This window comes from Rhizobium sp. BR 249, assembly GCF_047445895.1.
Classification (GTDB): Bacteria; Pseudomonadota; Alphaproteobacteria; order Rhizobiales; family Rhizobiaceae; genus Rhizobium.
This window is the reverse complement of sequence record NZ_JARWKX010000007.1, coordinates 146,810-162,809: the sequence shown is the minus strand read 5'-3', so window position 1 is coordinate 162,809 and position 16,000 is coordinate 146,810. Positions and strand designations below refer to the sequence as shown.

Here is a 16,000-nt window from a genome sequence, read left to right as displayed (position 1 = left end):
CCTTCTATTTCGCCGCGCCGCGTTTCAGGTGTTCATCCAGGCGCGGCATGATCTCGACGAAATTGCACGGCATGTTGCGATAGTCGAGCTGAGCTTTCAGGATGCCGTCCCAGGCATCGCGGCAGGCGCCGGGCGAACCCGGCAGCGCGAAGATGAAGGTGGAGTTGGCAACACCCGCCGTCGCCCGCGACTGGATCGTCGCCGTGCCGATCTTCTCATAGGAGATGCGGTGGAAGACGGCCGAAAAACCGTCCATGCGCTTTTCGAACAGCGGCTCCAGCGCCTCGGGCGTCACGTCGCGGCCGGTAAAGCCGGTGCCTCCCGTGGTGATGACGACGTCGATCTCGTCACGCTCGGTCCAGGCGTTGACCTTTGCGGCGATCTTTTCCCGGTCGTCAGGCACGATCGCCCGGTCGACAAGCCTATGGCCCGCCTCGGCGATTCGCGCTGCCAGCGTATCACCCGACTTGTCGGTCTCCGGCGTGCGCGTATCCGAGACGGTGAGAACCGCGATGCCGACCGCGATAAAGGGCCGCTTTTCGTCCAGACCTGCCATCACGCGCCTCCCGGGATCGTTTCCGTCGCCTGGAAATACCAGTCGGGCCGCTCGCTGTGAAGACCCGCCGCCGCGTCCTTCGCCTCGGCCATGGTTGCAAAGATCCCGAAACAGGTGGCGCCCGAGCCGGACATCCGGGCCATGAGTGCGCCGCGGGCTTGCAGCATCGCCGAGATTTCGGCGATTTCAGGCACGAGTTCGCGCGCCGGCGGCTCCAGGTCGTTGCGGGCATCGGCAATTGCCGCGAGCCAGCCGGCGGTTCGCGTGAGTTTCAGGGCCGGATTGTTCTTCGTTGTCAGCCGCTGGAAAACCTCGGGCGTCGAGACGCCTTTCAGCGGATTGGCAAGCACCATGGCAAAGGCTGGCAGATCGGGTATGGGCTCGATATCCTCGCCGATGCCGCGGGCAATCAGCGGCCGGCTCTCAAGGCACATCGGCACATCGGCGCCGAGCTTCAGCGCCAGCGCGGCAAGCGTCTCGACCGGCAGCCTCGTGCCCCAGAGGCGCATCAGCCCGCGCAGCGTCGCAGCCGCATCGGCCGAGCCGCCGCCGATGCCGGAAGCGATTGGCAGGTTCTTTTGCAGGTGGATGTGGACGGGGAAGGCAAGGGCGCCGACCGCTTCGCGCAGGAGATCGCGCGCTCTGAGTACCAGGTTGGCGCCGCCGTCGCCGGCAAGCGTTTCGCCGAAACGGCCCGACAGGGTGAAGGCATCGGCCTGCGCAGGCAGGAAACCCAGCCGGTCGCCGCAATCCGCGAATGTCACCAGCATATCGAGCAGGTGATAGCCGTCCGGCCGCTGGCCCGTCACATGCAGGGCCAGGTTGATCTTCGCGCGCGCCTCTTCGGTGACGCCGAAAGCGTCGGCCAAGCCTTCCTCAGGCATGCGTCGGGTCCGTCAGGATTTCTTGTCGACCGGCGGCGGGGTGACGGGCGCCGGGTCCGGCTGCTTCTTGTCGGCCGCCTTGGCATCGTCGCTGACGGGAGGCAGGCCGTTGGCGATCTTGTCCTTGATCTTGGGGATCTCGGCGGCTTCAGGCTCGGAGCTCAGCGCCCGGTTCCACTGGTAGGCGGCCTCGAGCTTGCGCCCGACACGCCAGTAGGCATCACCGAGATGGTCGTTGATCGTCGGGTCGCCGGCCTTGATCTGCGCCGCCCGCTCCAATTCGTCGACGGCATCGTCGAAGCGGTTGAGGCGGAAATAGGCCCAGCCGAGCGAATCGATGATGTAGCCGTCGTCAGGGCGGAGGTCGACGGCCTTCTTGATCATGCCGAGACCTTCGTCGAGGTTCCTGTTCATGTCGATCCAGGAATAGCCGAGATAGTTCAGCACCTGCGGCTGATCGGGGTTGAGTTCCAACGCCTTGCGGAAATTCGGTTCCGCCTGATCCCACTTCTTCAGCCGCTCATAGGCGATGCCGCGCTGGAAGAAGACGCTCCAATTGGGGCGGCCGGGGAAGGGGCCGATCATTTCGACGGCCTTGTCGTAGTTGGCAGCCATCGCCTCGTAGTCCTTGGCGTCGGAGAGAACGCTGCCATAGGCGAGGTAGCTGCGGATGTCCTTCGGGTCGGAGGCGATCAGCGCCTGCAGATGCTTGCGCGCCTCGTCCACCTTGCCGCCCTGGGCAAGGGCAAGGCCGAGCTGCAGCTCGGAGATGCGCCGCATCGGCGAATTCTCCGGCACTTTCTTGTAGAGCGCGATGGCGCGGTCCATCTGGTTCTGCTTTTCGGCGATGCCGCCGAGCAGCACCAGCGTATCGGCGCTGTTCGGATCGAGCGCATTGGCCGTCTGCAGATAGAGCGAGACGATGTCCTCGGCGCCGTCGCGGTTCAGCGCGCCACCGACGGAGAAGAGCACGCCGGCAGCCCCTTCTTCGGCCGTCTTGACCTGCTGTTCCTGCTTCTCGCCCTTCTCGATGCTGTCGCGCAGCGCGTTCAGCGGCGCATAGTTCGGCAGCAGGTTGTCGCCGACGGAAACGGCGTCGAGCGCCTTCTGCTTGTTGCCCTGCGCGGCTTCCAGGCGGGCAAGCGCCATGACAGCACGCATGAAGGTGTCGGGCGCCGTTGCGCCGCCTTCCTTGTCGAGCACGGCATCGTTCAGATGCTGGCGGGCGGATTTCACGTCGCCGGCGACGATGGCGATCGCACCGGCATTGTAGTTCTGGAAGATGCGGAACCAGTCCGGCCCCTTCATCTTCTCGACCATGGCGAGCGCGTCCTTGCCGCGGCCGGCGCCGACGCGGGCCCAGGCGAGCAGAAGGTCGTTCATCATCCGGTCGAGATCGTTCGGACCCTTATATTTCAGGATCGCCTCGGCGGTCTTGTAGTCGCCGCGGCGCACGGCATCCATGCCGCGCACGATCGTTGTTATGCGCTCGACGGATGGATCGCCTTTCAGGTCGTTGGCATAAGTGACGCCATCCTTGATGTCGCCGTTGAGCAGCAGCGAAATCATCAGCCGCTGGCGAATCTCCGGATTGCCGGGCTCGATCTGCAGCGCCTTCTTATAGAGTTCGATCGCCGTTTCGTAATCGTGATCGACATCGGCCGTGCGCGCGGCAAGGAAGGCGCCGGAAAAGGTGGTGACGCTGTCGGCATCGAAGCTTTCGGCCTTGGCGGCATCGCCCACCTTGGCCGCATCCTCGGCACTCACGCCGCCGACACCGCCGAGCGAAAGAACCGCCGCCAGCGCTGCGCTCGTAAGAAGACGGATGGCCAGTCTCTGCCGCATTAGGAAACCTTTCTTCGAGAGCGTCCCGGCCAAGGCGCCGGTCGCAAAATCAGTTGCGATCACTGATTCATAACAGGATGGCTTTTTTGAAGCGGCGCCGCAAGAAAATCAGACTTCGATCGAGGACGTTTGATCAGTTGACGCGCTCGATGCAGAAATCGATCACTTCCATCAGGGCGGATTTCCATACCGTGTCGGGAAGCGGTGCGAGCGCGTCCCGCGCGATCGTGCCGTAATGAACGGCCCGGCCGATCGTATCGCTGAGCGTGCCGTATTTGGTGATCAGCCCCAGTGCCTTTTCCAGGTTGGCGTCGGTGCTGTTGCCGGCTTCGATCGCATCGCGCCAGAAGGCGCGCTCGTCCTCGGTGCCGCGGCGATAGGCGAGAATGACCGGCAGGGTGATCTTACCCTCGCGGAAATCGTCGCCGACATTCTTGCCGAGATCGGCTGCCTTGCCGCCGTAATCAAGCGCGTCGTCGACGAGCTGAAAGGCGAGGCCGAGATTCATGCCATAGGATTTCAGTGCGTTGCGGCCGGATTTGCCGGCCTCGGCGACGATCGGCCCGACTTCCGCGGCGGCGGCAAAGAGTGCGGCGGTCTTGGCGCGGATGACGGCGAGGTAATCATCCTCGGTCGTCTCCATGTTCTTGGCGACGGAGAGCTGCAGCACCTCGCCTTCGGCGATCACGCAAGCCGCAGAGGACAGAACGTCGAGGGCATCGAGCGAGCCGACATCGACCATCATGCGGAAGGCCTGGCCGAGCAGGAAGTCGCCGACCAGCACGCTAGCCTGGTTGCCCCAGATCATGCGCGCCGTCGATTTGCCGCGGCGAAGGTCGCTTTCATCGACGACGTCGTCATGCAGCAGCGTCGCCGTGTGCATGAATTCGACCGATGTGGCGAGTTTGACGTGATTTTCGCCCTTGTAATCGAACAGCGAGGCGCTAGCCAGCGTCAGCATCGGCCGCAGCCGCTTGCCGCCTGATGAGATCAGATGGTTGGCGACCTCCGGGATCATCTGCACGTCGGAGCCGGCCTTGGATAGAATGAGCTGGTTCACCCGCTCCATGTCGGCCTTGGTGAGATCGACCAATGGCTTTATGGATGCCAGTTTGTTTTTGCTTTCTTCAAGCGGTATGACCACGCCCAACGACCCGGACTCCTGTTCATTCATTACGGCTGACAATAGAAAGGGGCGATGGGCGCGGCAAGGGGTGAATTGTCGCGCTGGGCGAAATTGGAAGGAAAACGACGGCAAATGCATGAACTTATCCGCGCCAACGACGCTGTTCTTCTCTCTTTTGCCGAGAGCTTGATGAAGGATGCGGGAATTCACTGCTTCATCGCCGATCAGGGCATGAGCGTGCTCGAAGGCTCGCTCGGCATGCTGCCGCGCCGCCTCCTGGTGGACGAGGAGATGGCCGATCAGGCGCGCCGCATCCTGATCGACGCCGGTCTCGGCGGCGAACTGCGCGAGAAGAAGTGAGCGTAATGACCGGGAAGCCTGCCGAAACCATCGATGCCTTCCATCGCGGCGCCTTCCATCTGGTGCAGCCGAAGGGCAGGGGGCATCGCTCCGGCATGGATGCGATGCTGCTGGCCGCCCTCGTCGCCGACGATCGCCCGGTCCGGGTTGCCGATCTCGGCGCCGGCGCAGGTGCAGCCGGCCTTGCCGTCGCCTCGCGCCTTGCCAACGCGCAAGTGGTGCTGTTCGAGCGCTCGGCCGAGATGGCCGATTATGCCCGTCGCAGCATCCTCCTGCCCGAAAACGCTCATGTCGCCGGCCGCGTCAGCGTCATCGAAGCCGATGTGACGCTGACCGCCAAGGCGCGCAACGATGCCGGCCTCATCGACGAGAGCTTCCACCACGTCATCATGAACCCGCCCTTCAACGATGCCGGCGACCGGCGCACGCCGGATGCGCTGAAGGCCGAAGCCCATGCGATGACCGACGGCCTGTTCGAAAGCTGGATCCGCACGGCGGGCGCCATCATGATCCCGGGAGGGCAATTGTCGCTGATCGCGAGGCCCCAATCGATCGCCGAGATCATCGATGCCTGCGGCCGGCGCTTCGGCGGCATCGAGATTACATCAATCCATCCGCGCCCCGGTGAGAATGCCGTCCGTATCCTGGTGACGGCGATCAAGGGTTCGCGGGCGCGGCTGTCGCTGCGCGCGGCCCTCATCATGCACGAAGAGGGGAGCCACAAGTTCTCCCCTCTCGTCGATGATTTCAACAATGGCCGGGCGGCCTATGCCAGGCTTTAGCCGGTGACGAAGTCGAGAAGCAGCTTGACGTTCAGGCCGGCGATGACGACCGCGATCAGATAGGCGATGCCGCTCAACCAGCGTGGCGCCACGAGTTCGCCCATCTTGGCACGGTTGGCGGTGAACATGACCAGCGGGAAGACGGCGAAGGAAAGCTGCAGGCTGAGCACCACCTGGGTGAGGATCAAAAGCTCCGCCGTGCCCTTGTCGCCATACCAGATGGTGACGATCGCCGCCGGCACGATGGCGATGGCGCGGGTGATCAGGCGGCGCATCCACGGTTTCAGCCTGATCTTGAGGAAGCCCTCCATGACGATCTGGCCGGCAAGCGTTGCCGTCACCGTCGAGTTGAGGCCGCAGCAGAGCAGCGCGATGCCGAAGAGCGTCGGCGCGATCGCCAGACCCAGCAGCGGCGAAAGCAGCGAATAGGCATTGCCGAGCTCGACGACATCGGTCCTGCCGTGCGCATTGAAAGCGGCGGCGGCAAGGATCAGGATCGAGGCGTTGATCAGCAGCGCAAAGCAGAGCGCGACGGTCGAGTCGATCGTCGCATAGGTCAGCGCTTCCTTCTTTTCGGGCACCGTATGGCCGTAGGCCCGCGTCTGCACGATGCCGGAATGAAGGTAGAGATTGTGCGGCATGACGGTCGCGCCGAGAATGCCGAGCGCCAGATAGAGCATCTCCGGATTGGTGACGATTTCGGTTGTCGGGAAGAAACCGGTGATGACGGCGCCCCATTGCGGATCGGCAAGGAAGATCTGCACGCCGAAGCAGAGCGCGATGACGCCGAGCAGCGCGATGATGAAGGCCTCCACCCAGCGGAATCCGAGCTTCTGCAGGAAGAGGATCAGGAAAACGTCGAGCGCGGTGATGAGGACGCCGAGTTCCAGCGGGATGCCGAAGAGCAGGTTGAGGCCGATCGCCGTGCCGATCACTTCGGCGATATCGGTGGCAATGATGGCGATTTCCGCGAATGCCCAGAGCGGCACCGAGACATATTTCGGAAAGGCGTCGCGGCAGGCCTGCGCGAGATCGCGGCCGGAGGCGATCGCAAGGCGCGCGCAAAGCGATTGCAGCACGATCGCCATCAGGTTGGAAAGCAGCGCGACGGTGAGCAGCGTATAGCCGAATTTCGAGCCGCCGGCGAGCGAGGTCGCCCAGTTGCCGGGGTCCATGTAGCCGACGGCGACCATATAGCCGGGGCCGGCGAAGGCCGCAGCCCTTCTCCATCTCGAGCTGTGACGCCCGGTTCCGACGGTGCGGTAGACATCCGACAGCGACGCCTCTCCGCGTTCGTGCCGCCAGCCGCTTGTTACATTCGGATTAAGGGCGTCCATGCGATTTCCACCTGTTTTACTGTCAGCGCACTATGACGGATTAGAATGATAATGCAAGTCATTCGCAACAAGAAAATCATCTTGAGGTTTCAGGAACGCGGCCATTGCGTTTGTCGTTCCAGCGCATACATGGATGGCGATCGCGCGACAGCGATGGTGCGACCTGAAGCGAAGGGTGAGAAATGGCCGGATTCTTGAGAAAGCTGCTGCCGAAACGGTTCCGCAAGGACGGCGTCGTCATTCCGGTCGTCAGATTGCAGGGCGCCATCATGAGCGGCGGCGGCCAGTTCCGGCCGACCCTCAATCTCGCCAACGTCGCGCCGGTTCTGGAAAAGGCCTTCGCCATGAAGGACTCGCCGGCGGTCGCCATATCGGTCAATTCGCCGGGCGGCTCGCCCGTCCAGTCCCGCCTGATCTTCACCCGCATCCGTGAGCTTGCCCGTGAGAAGCAGAAGAAGGTTCTGGTCTTCGTCGAGGATGTCGCCGCGTCCGGCGGCTACATGATCGCGCTTGCCGGCGACGAGATCATCGCCGACGCCACCTCCATCGTCGGCTCGATCGGCGTCGTTTCCGGCGGTTTCGGCTTTCCGGAACTCCTGAAGAAGATCGGCGTCGAGCGCCGCGTCTATACGGCCGGCGAAAACAAGGTGATCCTCGATCCTTTCCAGCCGGAGAAGGAAAAGGACATCGAGTATCTGAAGAGCCTGCAGCTCGAAATCCACCAGGTCTTCATATCGATGGTGCGCGAGCGTCGTGCCGGCAAGCTGAGGGACGATGCGACTGTCTTCTCCGGCCTGTTCTGGAGCGGCACGCGCGGCCTGGAACTCGGCCTCATCGATGGCCTCGGCGACATGCGCCAGGAATTGAAGCGGCGCTACGGCCAGAAGGCGAAGCTGCAACTCGTCACCGCCGGCCGCGGCCTGTTCGGCCGCCGTATTCCCGGCATCTCGCCGGTCTCGCTCGACGGCGCCGCATCGGGTCTCGCGACGGGGCTTGTCGAAGCGGCGGAAGAGAGAGCATTGTGGAGCCGGTTCGGGCTTTGAGAGGAGCAAGAGAGGGGCATGCCGCAACTTATCACCATCCTGATCCTGGTCTTCTCAGCCTGGTGGCTCTACCGCCGCTTCGTCTCCGACGCCCGCAGGCTCGCCGAAAAATCGCGCCGCGCTGAAAAGGAGCGCCAGACCGGCGCGGTCGGCACGCTGGTCAAGGACCCGGCGACAGGGGAATACCGGCTGAAGCGGGAGGAGGAATAAAATCAAGAGCACGAATTAAAATGCATCCAAGACCCCTCCCCAACCCCTCCCCACAAGGGGGAGGGGCTTAACCTGCCGAACCCCTTTCCAGATATTCGACGTTTCGGGAGGAGCGAGGCGGGCGCTCCGGATTAGTCCCTCCCCCTTGTGGGGAGGGGTTGGGGAGGGGTCTTGAATCTCCCGCCCGCCGCAAAACCCTTGACCCCTGCCGCCCTCCATGGCACCTGTCGCGCCGATAATTCCCAAGCCAGCGGTGCCATCCCATGTCAGCTCTCCCCGACCATATGAACCCGAAGCGCTCTTTCCAGGCGCTGATCCTGACCCTGCATAGCTACTGGGCGGACAAGGGTTGCGCGGTGCTGCAGCCCTACGACATGGAAGTCGGCGCGGGCACCTTCCACCCGGCCACGACTTTGCGCGCCCTCGGCCCCAAGCCCTGGAAGGCCGCTTACGTCCAGCCCTCCCGCCGCCCGTCGGATGGCCGCTATGGCGAAAACCCGAACCGGCTGCAGCATTATTACCAGTACCAGGTCATCCTGAAGCCCAATCCGCCTAACCTGCAGGAGCTCTATCTCGGCTCGCTGGCTGCGATCGGTCTCGATCCGCTGCTGCACGACATCCGTTTCGTCGAGGACGATTGGGAAAGCCCGACGCTCGGCGCATGGGGCCTCGGCTGGGAATGCTGGTGCGACGGCATGGAAGTGTCGCAGTTCACCTATTTCCAGCAGGTCTGCGGCATCGAATGCTCGCCGGTCGCGGGCGAACTGACCTATGGTCTCGAACGCCTCGCCATGTATGTCCAGGGCGTCGACAATGTCTACGACCTGAATTTCAACGGCCGCGAGGGCGATGAGAAGATCAGCTACGGCGACGTCTTTCTGCAGGCCGAGCAGGAATATTCGCGCCACAATTTCGAATTCGCCAACACAGAGATGCTGCATCGCCACTTCGTCGATGCCGAGAAGGAATGCCGGGCGCTGCTCGACGCCGGCGCCCCCGGCGACAACGCCAACCAGCGCCTGCACAAATGCGTCTTCCCCGCCTATGACCAGTGCATCAAGGCAAGCCACGTCTTCAACCTGCTCGATGCCCGCGGCGTGATCTCGGTTACTGAGCGCCAGAGCTACATCCTGCGCGTGCGCACGCTCGCCAAAGCCTGCGGCGAAGCTTTCCTGCTGACCGACGCCGGGGGCGTGAACCTCTCGAACGAGGCGGCATGACGCAAAAACTTGCCAGCCGTATTGTCCATATCAACGGCTGGCCAGGCACTGGGAAACTGACCGTCGGCCGTTTGCTGGCAAAAAGGCTCGACGCGCGGCTCATCGATAATCACACGCTGCTTAATCCAGCCGAAGCCCTTTTCGCCCGCAGCAACCCTCTGCATGGATCACTGCGCGGGCAGATTCGGCGAGCGGTTTTCGACCATGCCGTACACGCCGATCCGGCTGAAAGTTTCGTCTTTACCGATGCTCTTTCGGATGACGAGCATGATAGCGCGATGTTCTCCTGGTATCTCGATCTGGCTGCGGCCAGAGGCGCGGATCTGGTCGCGGTTCTCCTCGATTGCGCGCCGGAGGAGAATGCCAGGCGCCTCATCTCTCCCGGCCGATCCGAGGCGCTCAAGCTGACGGATACGGCGAAGCTGCAACAACTCCGGGCAAACTATAGACTGTTACGCGGACTGGTCGAACACACAGTCGAAATCGATACGACGGACCTTTCGCCGGAGCGGACGGCGGACCGAATTCTCGCGCATATCGGTGTTTGACGACAGCCGGGTATCCTGCGTAGTCTTTGCGCAAACATTACTTCGTTGCAGGGGATTATCGATGGATGTTGCGCTCGGCGTCATCGTTTTGATCGCACCGACCGCGACAGCTTGCTGCTGACCGATGCTGGCGCCGTCAATCTGAAGAGCGTGGCGGCGTAAGAGCCGTCTCGAAAAATTCGGTCGCTTCCGGCGCTACGCATCTTTTGTATTGCACAAACCGCACCCACATAGTCTTGTCGGGTGCTGCGATCAGTTATGGCTTTGGTATCTCTTTTGAAGAGCGGTTTTCTTTACTTTAAATTTTCATATGAGAATGCCGGCCCCGGGATGTTGCGCCTTTTGTCATGGCCGATCTTATGCGTCATGCTGGCTGTTCTGACTTCGTGCAGCAATTTCGACCAGGAGTTCACGGTCCAGTCGGCAAACAGTACGATCGAAGTCTATACCGATGGCACTGCCTTTGTGTTGGAAAACTTCGATATCTTGGTCAAAAAGGCGCGAAATTACGGCGGCGTTTACGTTGATATCCCTGAACGTTTCAAGGATGTGTCAGGTGGTGTTCACTGGCGAGATTTCGAACTGGCCGCAGCCGGGCGTGATGGGCAAGACGAATATTATTTCAAAGAAAACAATGTGCCGGGCCACTCGATCTATATCGGAAATGAGCACTGCAAAGGCTGCTCTTCAGACCTGCCGACGGGTGTTACAAAGATCCAGATCGCTTATTGGCTCGGCCGCTTGGTTCGTCACGAAAGTGATCGCGAGGTTCTCTTCCTGCCGGCCTATATGGGCCGCGTCCATGGCCAGGGTGCCAAGAAAACGCTTACTCTGAAGCTGCCGCCGGGCGGAACGGTACGGCCTTCGCAACAGGGTCAGGAGGTGGCCTATGATATCATGCGGAGCGCATCGAATGAGATCTTGGTGTCTATTCCAGCAGGTAAAGGGGATAGGGTCCTACCCGACATCGAGATCGAATATCCCGTAGGGACCTTTTTGACCATAACGAGCGGCGAGCGGGTACAGTGGTGGCTCTCCGATCACTTTCTCCCATTCATAAGCATTTTGGGGCCGCTTATCGCTGGTCTGTTTGTCCTCACTCGATTGGGGCAGGGCTGGCGATTGCCCGCACCTTTAATTGCTGTCGATAGCAAGAAGAGCGAGAGCACATCGCCTGCTTTGGCGGCCTATCTGTTTTCGAACTGGAAGCCGGATGCCGCAAAGCCAGCCTTCATGGCGTCTGCCTGTCATCTCGCAATGAAGAGATTGCTTCGCCTTTCCAGCCTTGGCGAGGAATGCGAAGCTTCGGATTTGTCTGCCAGGCAGGTGCGCAAGAAAGGCAAGGTGGAGCGCGCCAGATGGTATGGTCTTCCAGCGGTGACGCGTTCGGTTTTTGGCCGAATTGAAGGGGAGCGGCCTGTCAATGACCGGCGGACGGTCGTAAATGCCCTGTATGGTTTCGAACCTCACTTACGCCAGTTGGTCGCTGAGGAATATTGGAAAGCCAGAGGCGGCGTAGATCGAGCACGGCTTGCGACTGCAACCAGCATTCTGGCTCTTGGCGTTGCTGTCGCGTATTTCTCGGGCCTCTTGATCTTTTCCGGAGCTATCTGCGGGGTATTATTGATTGTTTTCGTGGCTGTGACGATGTTCCGCCACCCGGAGCGGTTTCCCGGAGCAGCTGGCAGCTTCGAGCAATTCAAGCAGGCAATGGCTCTGCTTGTGGGTTTTCCGGCCATGTTGAGTTTTGCACTTTACTATATCGGTACGACTGAGATTATCAGCGAACAGTGGCCATATCTGATGGCGATTTTATTGGATATCGCCGGCATTGTGACTGTTCTGGCGATGCTGCGCTTGCTCACGCCGAAGCAGCGGAAGATTCACAATAACATTCTCATTTTGAATCGCTATTTCCTCGGAGAAATCGAAGGTCCGGCAATGTCGGTGGAATGCTATGAACACTACCTTCCTTTCGCAGTTGCCCTTAACCTCGAACAACGCTGGACCGAGCGCTTCAATCTGTGGCGAGAAAGCGAAAAGATGGAGACCTATGCTCCGGATTGGCGGAGCAGTTCTTAAAGGGACGGCGACATAAAGAGTCTCATCGAAATCGACCGAAGAACGGCTGCGCCAAGATGACTTTGGCCTGCGGAATCACTAACGTGCGATCATCAAATCGGGGAGCTTATCTGCATGTATGTGATACTCGCTATTATCGCGGTCATCGCGTTTTACATCGTCTTCATCTACAACGGCCTGGTTCGCTCCCGGCAGATGGCGGAGGAAGCCTGGTCGGGTATCGATGTCCAGCTGAAGCGGCGCGCCGATCTGATCCCGAACCTGATCGAGACGGTCAAGGGCTACGCCGCCCACGAAAAGTCGACGCTGGAAGAGGTCGTTTCGCTCCGCAACAAGGCGCAGGCCTTGCCATCGGGCGATGTCGCGGGCAGGGCGCAGGCGGAGGGCCTGCTTGGCCAGGCGCTCGGCCGGGTCATTGCGCTTGCCGAGGCCTACCCGGACCTCAAGGCGAACCAGAACTTCGCCGAACTCCAGGCTTCGCTCGAAACCATGGAAGGCGAACTGCAGATGGCGCGGCGTTATTACAATGGCGCTGCGCGCGACCTGAACGTCAAGGTCGAGAGCTTCCCTTCCAATCTCGTCGCAGGCCAGTTCGGTTTTGCCAAGCGGGACTATTTCGAAATCACCAACGAGGCCGATCGCGCCGTCCCCAGCGTGAAATTCTGACGATCCGGCATTTTGCCTTTGCAAGAAAGCGGTTAAGAGCAAGGGCAGATTGCGACGCGTTTTTAGGCTCGCCCATGGACGGAAGAACAGCATGACACGCATAGCCAAACTCACGATCATTCCGCCGGGCGGGCCGCTTTCGGGCCGCGCCATGCCGCCGGGTTCCAAGTCGATCACCAATCGCGCTTTGCTGCTCGCCGGCCTTGCCAAGGGCACGAGCCGGCTGACCGGCGCGCTGAAGAGCGACGATACGCGTTATATGGCCGATGCGCTGCGTGCGATGGGTGTTGCGATCGACGAGCCCGACGACACCACCTTCGTCGTCACCGGCAGCGGCAAGCTCCAGCCTCCGAAAGCACCGCTCTTCCTCGGCAATGCGGGCACGGCGACACGCTTCCTGACGGCGGCCGCCGCCCTGGTCGACGGCACCGTCGTCGTCGACGGCGATGAACATATGCGCAAGCGCCCGATCGGCCCGCTGGTCGAGGCGATGCGCACGCTCGGCATCGACGTAACAGCCGAGACAGGCTGCCCGCCGGTCACTGTCAGAGGCACCGGCCGCTTTGAGGCCGACCGAATCCTGATCGATGGCGGGCTGTCCAGCCAATATGTTTCGGCGCTGCTGATGATGGCGGCCGGCGGCGATCGCCCGGTCGACATCGAACTCGTCGGCGAGGATATCGGCGCGCTCGGCTATATCGATCTCACCACGGCGGCGATGAAGGCCTTCGGCGCCAGGGTCGAAAAGACCAGTCCCGTCACCTGGCGCGTCGAGCCGACCGGCTACCACGCCGCCGATTTCGTCATCGAGCCGGATGCATCCGCCGCGACTTATCTCTGGGCGGCCGAAGTGCTGAGCGGCGGCAAGATCGATCTCGGCGTGCCGAATGAGGCCTTCACCCAGCCGGACGCAAAGGCTTACGAAACCATCGCCAAATTTCCGCATCTGCCGGCTGAAATCGATGGCTCGCAGATGCAGGATGCCGTTCCGACGATCGCTGTGCTTGCCGCCTTCAACGAAACGCCGGTCCGCTTCGTCGGGATCGCCAATCTGCGCGTCAAGGAATGCGACCGCATCCGCGCCCTTTCCACGGGGCTCAACAACATCCGGGAAGGCCTGGCCGTCGAGGAGGGTGACGATCTGATCGTTCATTCCGACCCCGCTCTCGCTGGTCAGACGCTGCCGGCCGAGATCGATACCTTTGCCGATCACCGCATCGCCATGAGCTTTGCGCTCGCCGGCCTCAAGATCGAGGGCATCACGATTCTCGATCCCGATTGCGTCGGCAAGACCTTCCCCGCCTATTGGCGGACACTCGCCGCCCTCGGCGTGGCATATCGCGACAAGAATTGAGGCAAGGCGCGGCCAAGGCTGCCGGCGGGAGACAGGGATGGAGCGTCGGTTTTTCGGATTTTGCCTGGCGCTGCTCCTGATGCTCGCCGCACCGGCGGCCTTCGCCGCCGAGGTCATCGACAGTTTCGCCTCCGACATTACGCTCGAAAAGAGCGGCGCGATGACGGTGGCGGAAACCATCACTGTCAATGCCGAGGGCAACCGGATCAATCACGGCATCTTCCGTGACTTCCCGCTCTATTTCACCGATGCCGGAGGCCGCCGCCGCAGCGTCGATTTCGACGTGGTGTCGGTCGAGCGCGACGGTGAAAACGAGCCTTGGCATACCGAGTCGATTACAGGCGGCATCCGCATCTATGCCGGCTCGGCCGACGTGACGGTGACGCCGGGCCGCCACCGCTATGTCTTCACCTACCGGACCAACCGACAGATCCGCTATTTCGACGATCACGATGAACTCTATTGGAATGTCACCGGCAACGGCTGGATCTTCCCGATCCGCTCTGCCATGGCCACGGTGAAGCTGCCGCCGGGTGTCGCTGCCACCGAGACGACCTTCTTCACTGGCCCGCAGGATGCGACCGAGAAGAATGCCCGTGTCAGCGAAACAGGCGCCGGCCTTGTATTTTCCACGACCGCGCCGCTTGATGCCAATGAGGGCCTGACCTTCGCGATCCGCATGCCGAAAGGTTCGATCGATTCGCCGAGCGCGGACATGGAAAGCTCCTGGTGGCTGAAGGACAACCGCAACTATTTCATCGGTTTCGGCGGCCTGATCCTGGTTTTCGCCTATTATCTCCGATCATGGCTGAAGGTCGGTCGCGATCCTGCCCGTGGCGTCGTCGTACCGCGCTGGGACGCGCCCGACGGCATCTCGCCGGCGCTGGTCAACTACATCGACAATAAGGGCTTCTCCCGTGGAGGATGGACGGCGCTTGCATCAAGCGCGCTCAATCTTGCCGTCCGCGGTTACGTCAAGCTCGACGACCTCAAGGATTCGATCATCATCCGCGGCACCGGCAAGCCGCTCGGCCAGGAGAAATTCCAGGCCGGCGAAGCCGAATTGCTGAAGGTCGCCGGTGGCGCGGGCGCGACGCTGAGGATCGACAAGGCGAATGGCGAGCGGGTGAAATCCGTCGGCCAGAACTTCCGCTCGGCGATCGAGAAGGAACATCGCGGCAAATATTACAATTCGAACCTCGGCTATACCACCGGCGGCATCGCGCTGAGCGCTGCCGCCCTGGTGGTGCTGTTCGTTTATGGCTCGCTGGAGCCGGACACGATCGCGCTGATGCTGATCCCGATCGCCATCTCGGTCTTTGTCGCCGTCTTCGCCGCCGGCCTGGTCAAGTCGCTGCATCATGGCGCGTCGCTGTTCGGCAAGATCATGGCGGTCATCGCCGCAGCGATCGGCGTTTTCGTCGGCATCAGCATCCTGGCGGCCATGGTTCTCGCGCTCGCCTCCTCGCTGGTGGAACTGCACGAAACGCCGATGCTGTTTGCCGTCGGCGGCATCGTGCTGCTCAACATCCTTTATTTCTTCATCATGGGCGCGCCGACCCCGCTCGGCGCCAGGATGATGGACGGCATTGACGGGCTGCGCCAATATCTGACGCTGGCCGAGAAGGACCGCATGAACATGGCGGGCGCACCTGCCATGTCGCCGCAGCATTTCGAGATACTGCTGCCCTATGCGGTGGCGCTCGGTGTCGAAAAGCCCTGGTCGCGCACCTTCGAAACCTGGCTTGCGGCAGCTGCTGCCGGTGCGGCCGCGGCCTATGCGCCGTCCTGGTACTCCGGCAATTTTGATGGCGACAGCTTTTCCGATCGTGTCGGCGGCTTTTCCTCCTCGATGGCCTCGACCATTGCCTCGACGATTCCCTCGCCGCCGCCATCGAGCTCATCCTCCGGTTTTTCCGGTGGCGGTTCGTCCGGCGGAGGGGGCGGCGGTGGTGGAGGCGGAGGCTGGTAAGCTTTCCCGCTTGAC

The 16,000-nt window shown here is 61.8% G+C and carries 15 protein-coding genes; 10 read left to right on the top strand and 5 right to left on the bottom strand.

Annotation, left to right across the window (positions count from 1 at the left end):
- Positions 1 to 4: 4 nt before the first annotated feature.
- The 4 genes from moaB to QD408_RS09230 form a co-directional block, all read right to left on the bottom strand.
- A complete protein-coding gene (gene moaB / locus QD408_RS09245; RefSeq protein WP_088680627.1) occupies positions 5 to 556 on the bottom strand; it encodes a molybdenum cofactor biosynthesis protein B in 552 nt (183 codons plus the stop codon).
- Positions 556 to 1,440, bottom strand: a complete 885-nt coding sequence (locus QD408_RS09240; RefSeq protein WP_414139092.1) for a 4-(cytidine 5'-diphospho)-2-C-methyl-D-erythritol kinase — start codon at positions 1,438 to 1,440, stop codon at positions 556 to 558. Before QD408_RS09240 ends, moaB begins: the two co-directional genes overlap by 1 nt.
- Positions 1,441 to 1,452: 12 nt before the next feature.
- Entirely contained in the window at positions 1,453 to 3,285 is a 1,833-nt protein-coding gene (locus tag QD408_RS09235) for a tetratricopeptide repeat protein (protein WP_088680629.1), read from the bottom strand.
- A gap of 133 nt (positions 3,286 to 3,418) precedes the next feature.
- Complete coding sequence (locus QD408_RS09230) at positions 3,419 to 4,435, bottom strand: polyprenyl synthetase family protein (RefSeq protein ID WP_088680630.1); 1,017 nt, start codon at positions 4,433 to 4,435, stop codon at positions 3,419 to 3,421.
- A gap of 108 nt (positions 4,436 to 4,543) precedes the next feature.
- Between QD408_RS09230 and QD408_RS09225 the strand changes: the two genes are divergently transcribed.
- Together QD408_RS09225 and QD408_RS09220 are read left to right on the top strand one after the other, a co-directional pair.
- Positions 4,544 to 4,771, top strand: coding sequence for a DUF2007 domain-containing protein (locus tag QD408_RS09225; RefSeq protein WP_088680631.1), 228 nt, complete (start codon positions 4,544 to 4,546; stop codon positions 4,769 to 4,771).
- 5 nt (positions 4,772 to 4,776) lie between these two features.
- On the top strand, positions 4,777 to 5,553 hold the full coding sequence (locus tag QD408_RS09220; protein ID WP_088680632.1) for a tRNA1(Val) (adenine(37)-N6)-methyltransferase: 777 nt from the start codon (positions 4,777 to 4,779) through the stop codon (positions 5,551 to 5,553).
- Here QD408_RS09220 and QD408_RS09215 read toward each other — a convergent pair.
- A complete protein-coding gene (locus QD408_RS09215; RefSeq protein ID WP_088680633.1) occupies positions 5,550 to 6,890 on the bottom strand; it encodes an Nramp family divalent metal transporter in 1,341 nt (446 codons plus the stop codon). The two genes, QD408_RS09220 and QD408_RS09215, sit on opposite strands and share 4 nt — an antisense overlap.
- A gap of 182 nt (positions 6,891 to 7,072) precedes the next feature.
- Here QD408_RS09215 and QD408_RS09210 point away from each other — a divergent pair, with 182 nt between their 5' ends.
- The 8 genes from QD408_RS09210 to QD408_RS09175 all read left to right on the top strand — a co-directional run bounded on the left by QD408_RS09210 (position 7,073) and on the right by QD408_RS09175 (position 15,985).
- Positions 7,073 to 7,933, top strand: coding sequence for a S49 family peptidase (locus QD408_RS09210; protein ID WP_088680634.1), 861 nt, complete (start codon positions 7,073 to 7,075; stop codon positions 7,931 to 7,933).
- Positions 7,934 to 7,951: 18 nt separating this feature from the next.
- Positions 7,952 to 8,143 carry a hypothetical protein gene (locus QD408_RS09205; RefSeq protein WP_088680635.1) on the top strand — a complete coding sequence of 64 codons (192 nt, stop codon included), beginning with the start codon at positions 7,952 to 7,954 and terminating at the stop codon, positions 8,141 to 8,143.
- A 263-nt stretch (positions 8,144 to 8,406) separates the two neighbouring features.
- Positions 8,407 to 9,363 (top strand): glycine--tRNA ligase subunit alpha, encoded by a 957-nt coding sequence (locus tag QD408_RS09200; RefSeq protein ID WP_088680636.1) that lies wholly within the window; start codon positions 8,407 to 8,409, stop codon positions 9,361 to 9,363.
- The gene (locus QD408_RS09195; protein WP_088680637.1) at positions 9,360 to 9,911 is read left to right on the top strand and encodes an AAA family ATPase; all 552 of its coding nucleotides are present in this window, start codon (positions 9,360 to 9,362) and stop codon (positions 9,909 to 9,911) included. The genes QD408_RS09200 and QD408_RS09195 overlap by 4 nt, the downstream gene beginning before the upstream one ends.
- 258 nt (positions 9,912 to 10,169) lie before the next feature.
- A complete protein-coding gene (locus tag QD408_RS09190) occupies positions 10,170 to 11,993 on the top strand; it encodes a DUF2207 family protein (RefSeq protein WP_088680638.1) in 1,824 nt (607 codons plus the stop codon).
- Between the two features lie 114 nt (positions 11,994 to 12,107).
- Positions 12,108 to 12,659, top strand: coding sequence for a LemA family protein (locus tag QD408_RS09185; protein ID WP_414139091.1), 552 nt, complete (start codon positions 12,108 to 12,110; stop codon positions 12,657 to 12,659).
- 91 nt (positions 12,660 to 12,750) lie between these two features.
- Positions 12,751 to 14,013: a 3-phosphoshikimate 1-carboxyvinyltransferase gene (gene aroA / locus QD408_RS09180; protein WP_414139090.1), complete on the top strand. Its 1,263-nt coding sequence runs from the start codon at positions 12,751 to 12,753 to the stop codon at positions 14,011 to 14,013.
- A 37-nt stretch (positions 14,014 to 14,050) separates the two neighbouring features.
- Positions 14,051 to 15,985 (top strand): DUF2207 domain-containing protein, encoded by a 1,935-nt coding sequence (locus tag QD408_RS09175; protein WP_414139089.1) that lies wholly within the window; start codon positions 14,051 to 14,053, stop codon positions 15,983 to 15,985.
- Positions 15,986 to 16,000: the final 15 nt, after the last annotated feature.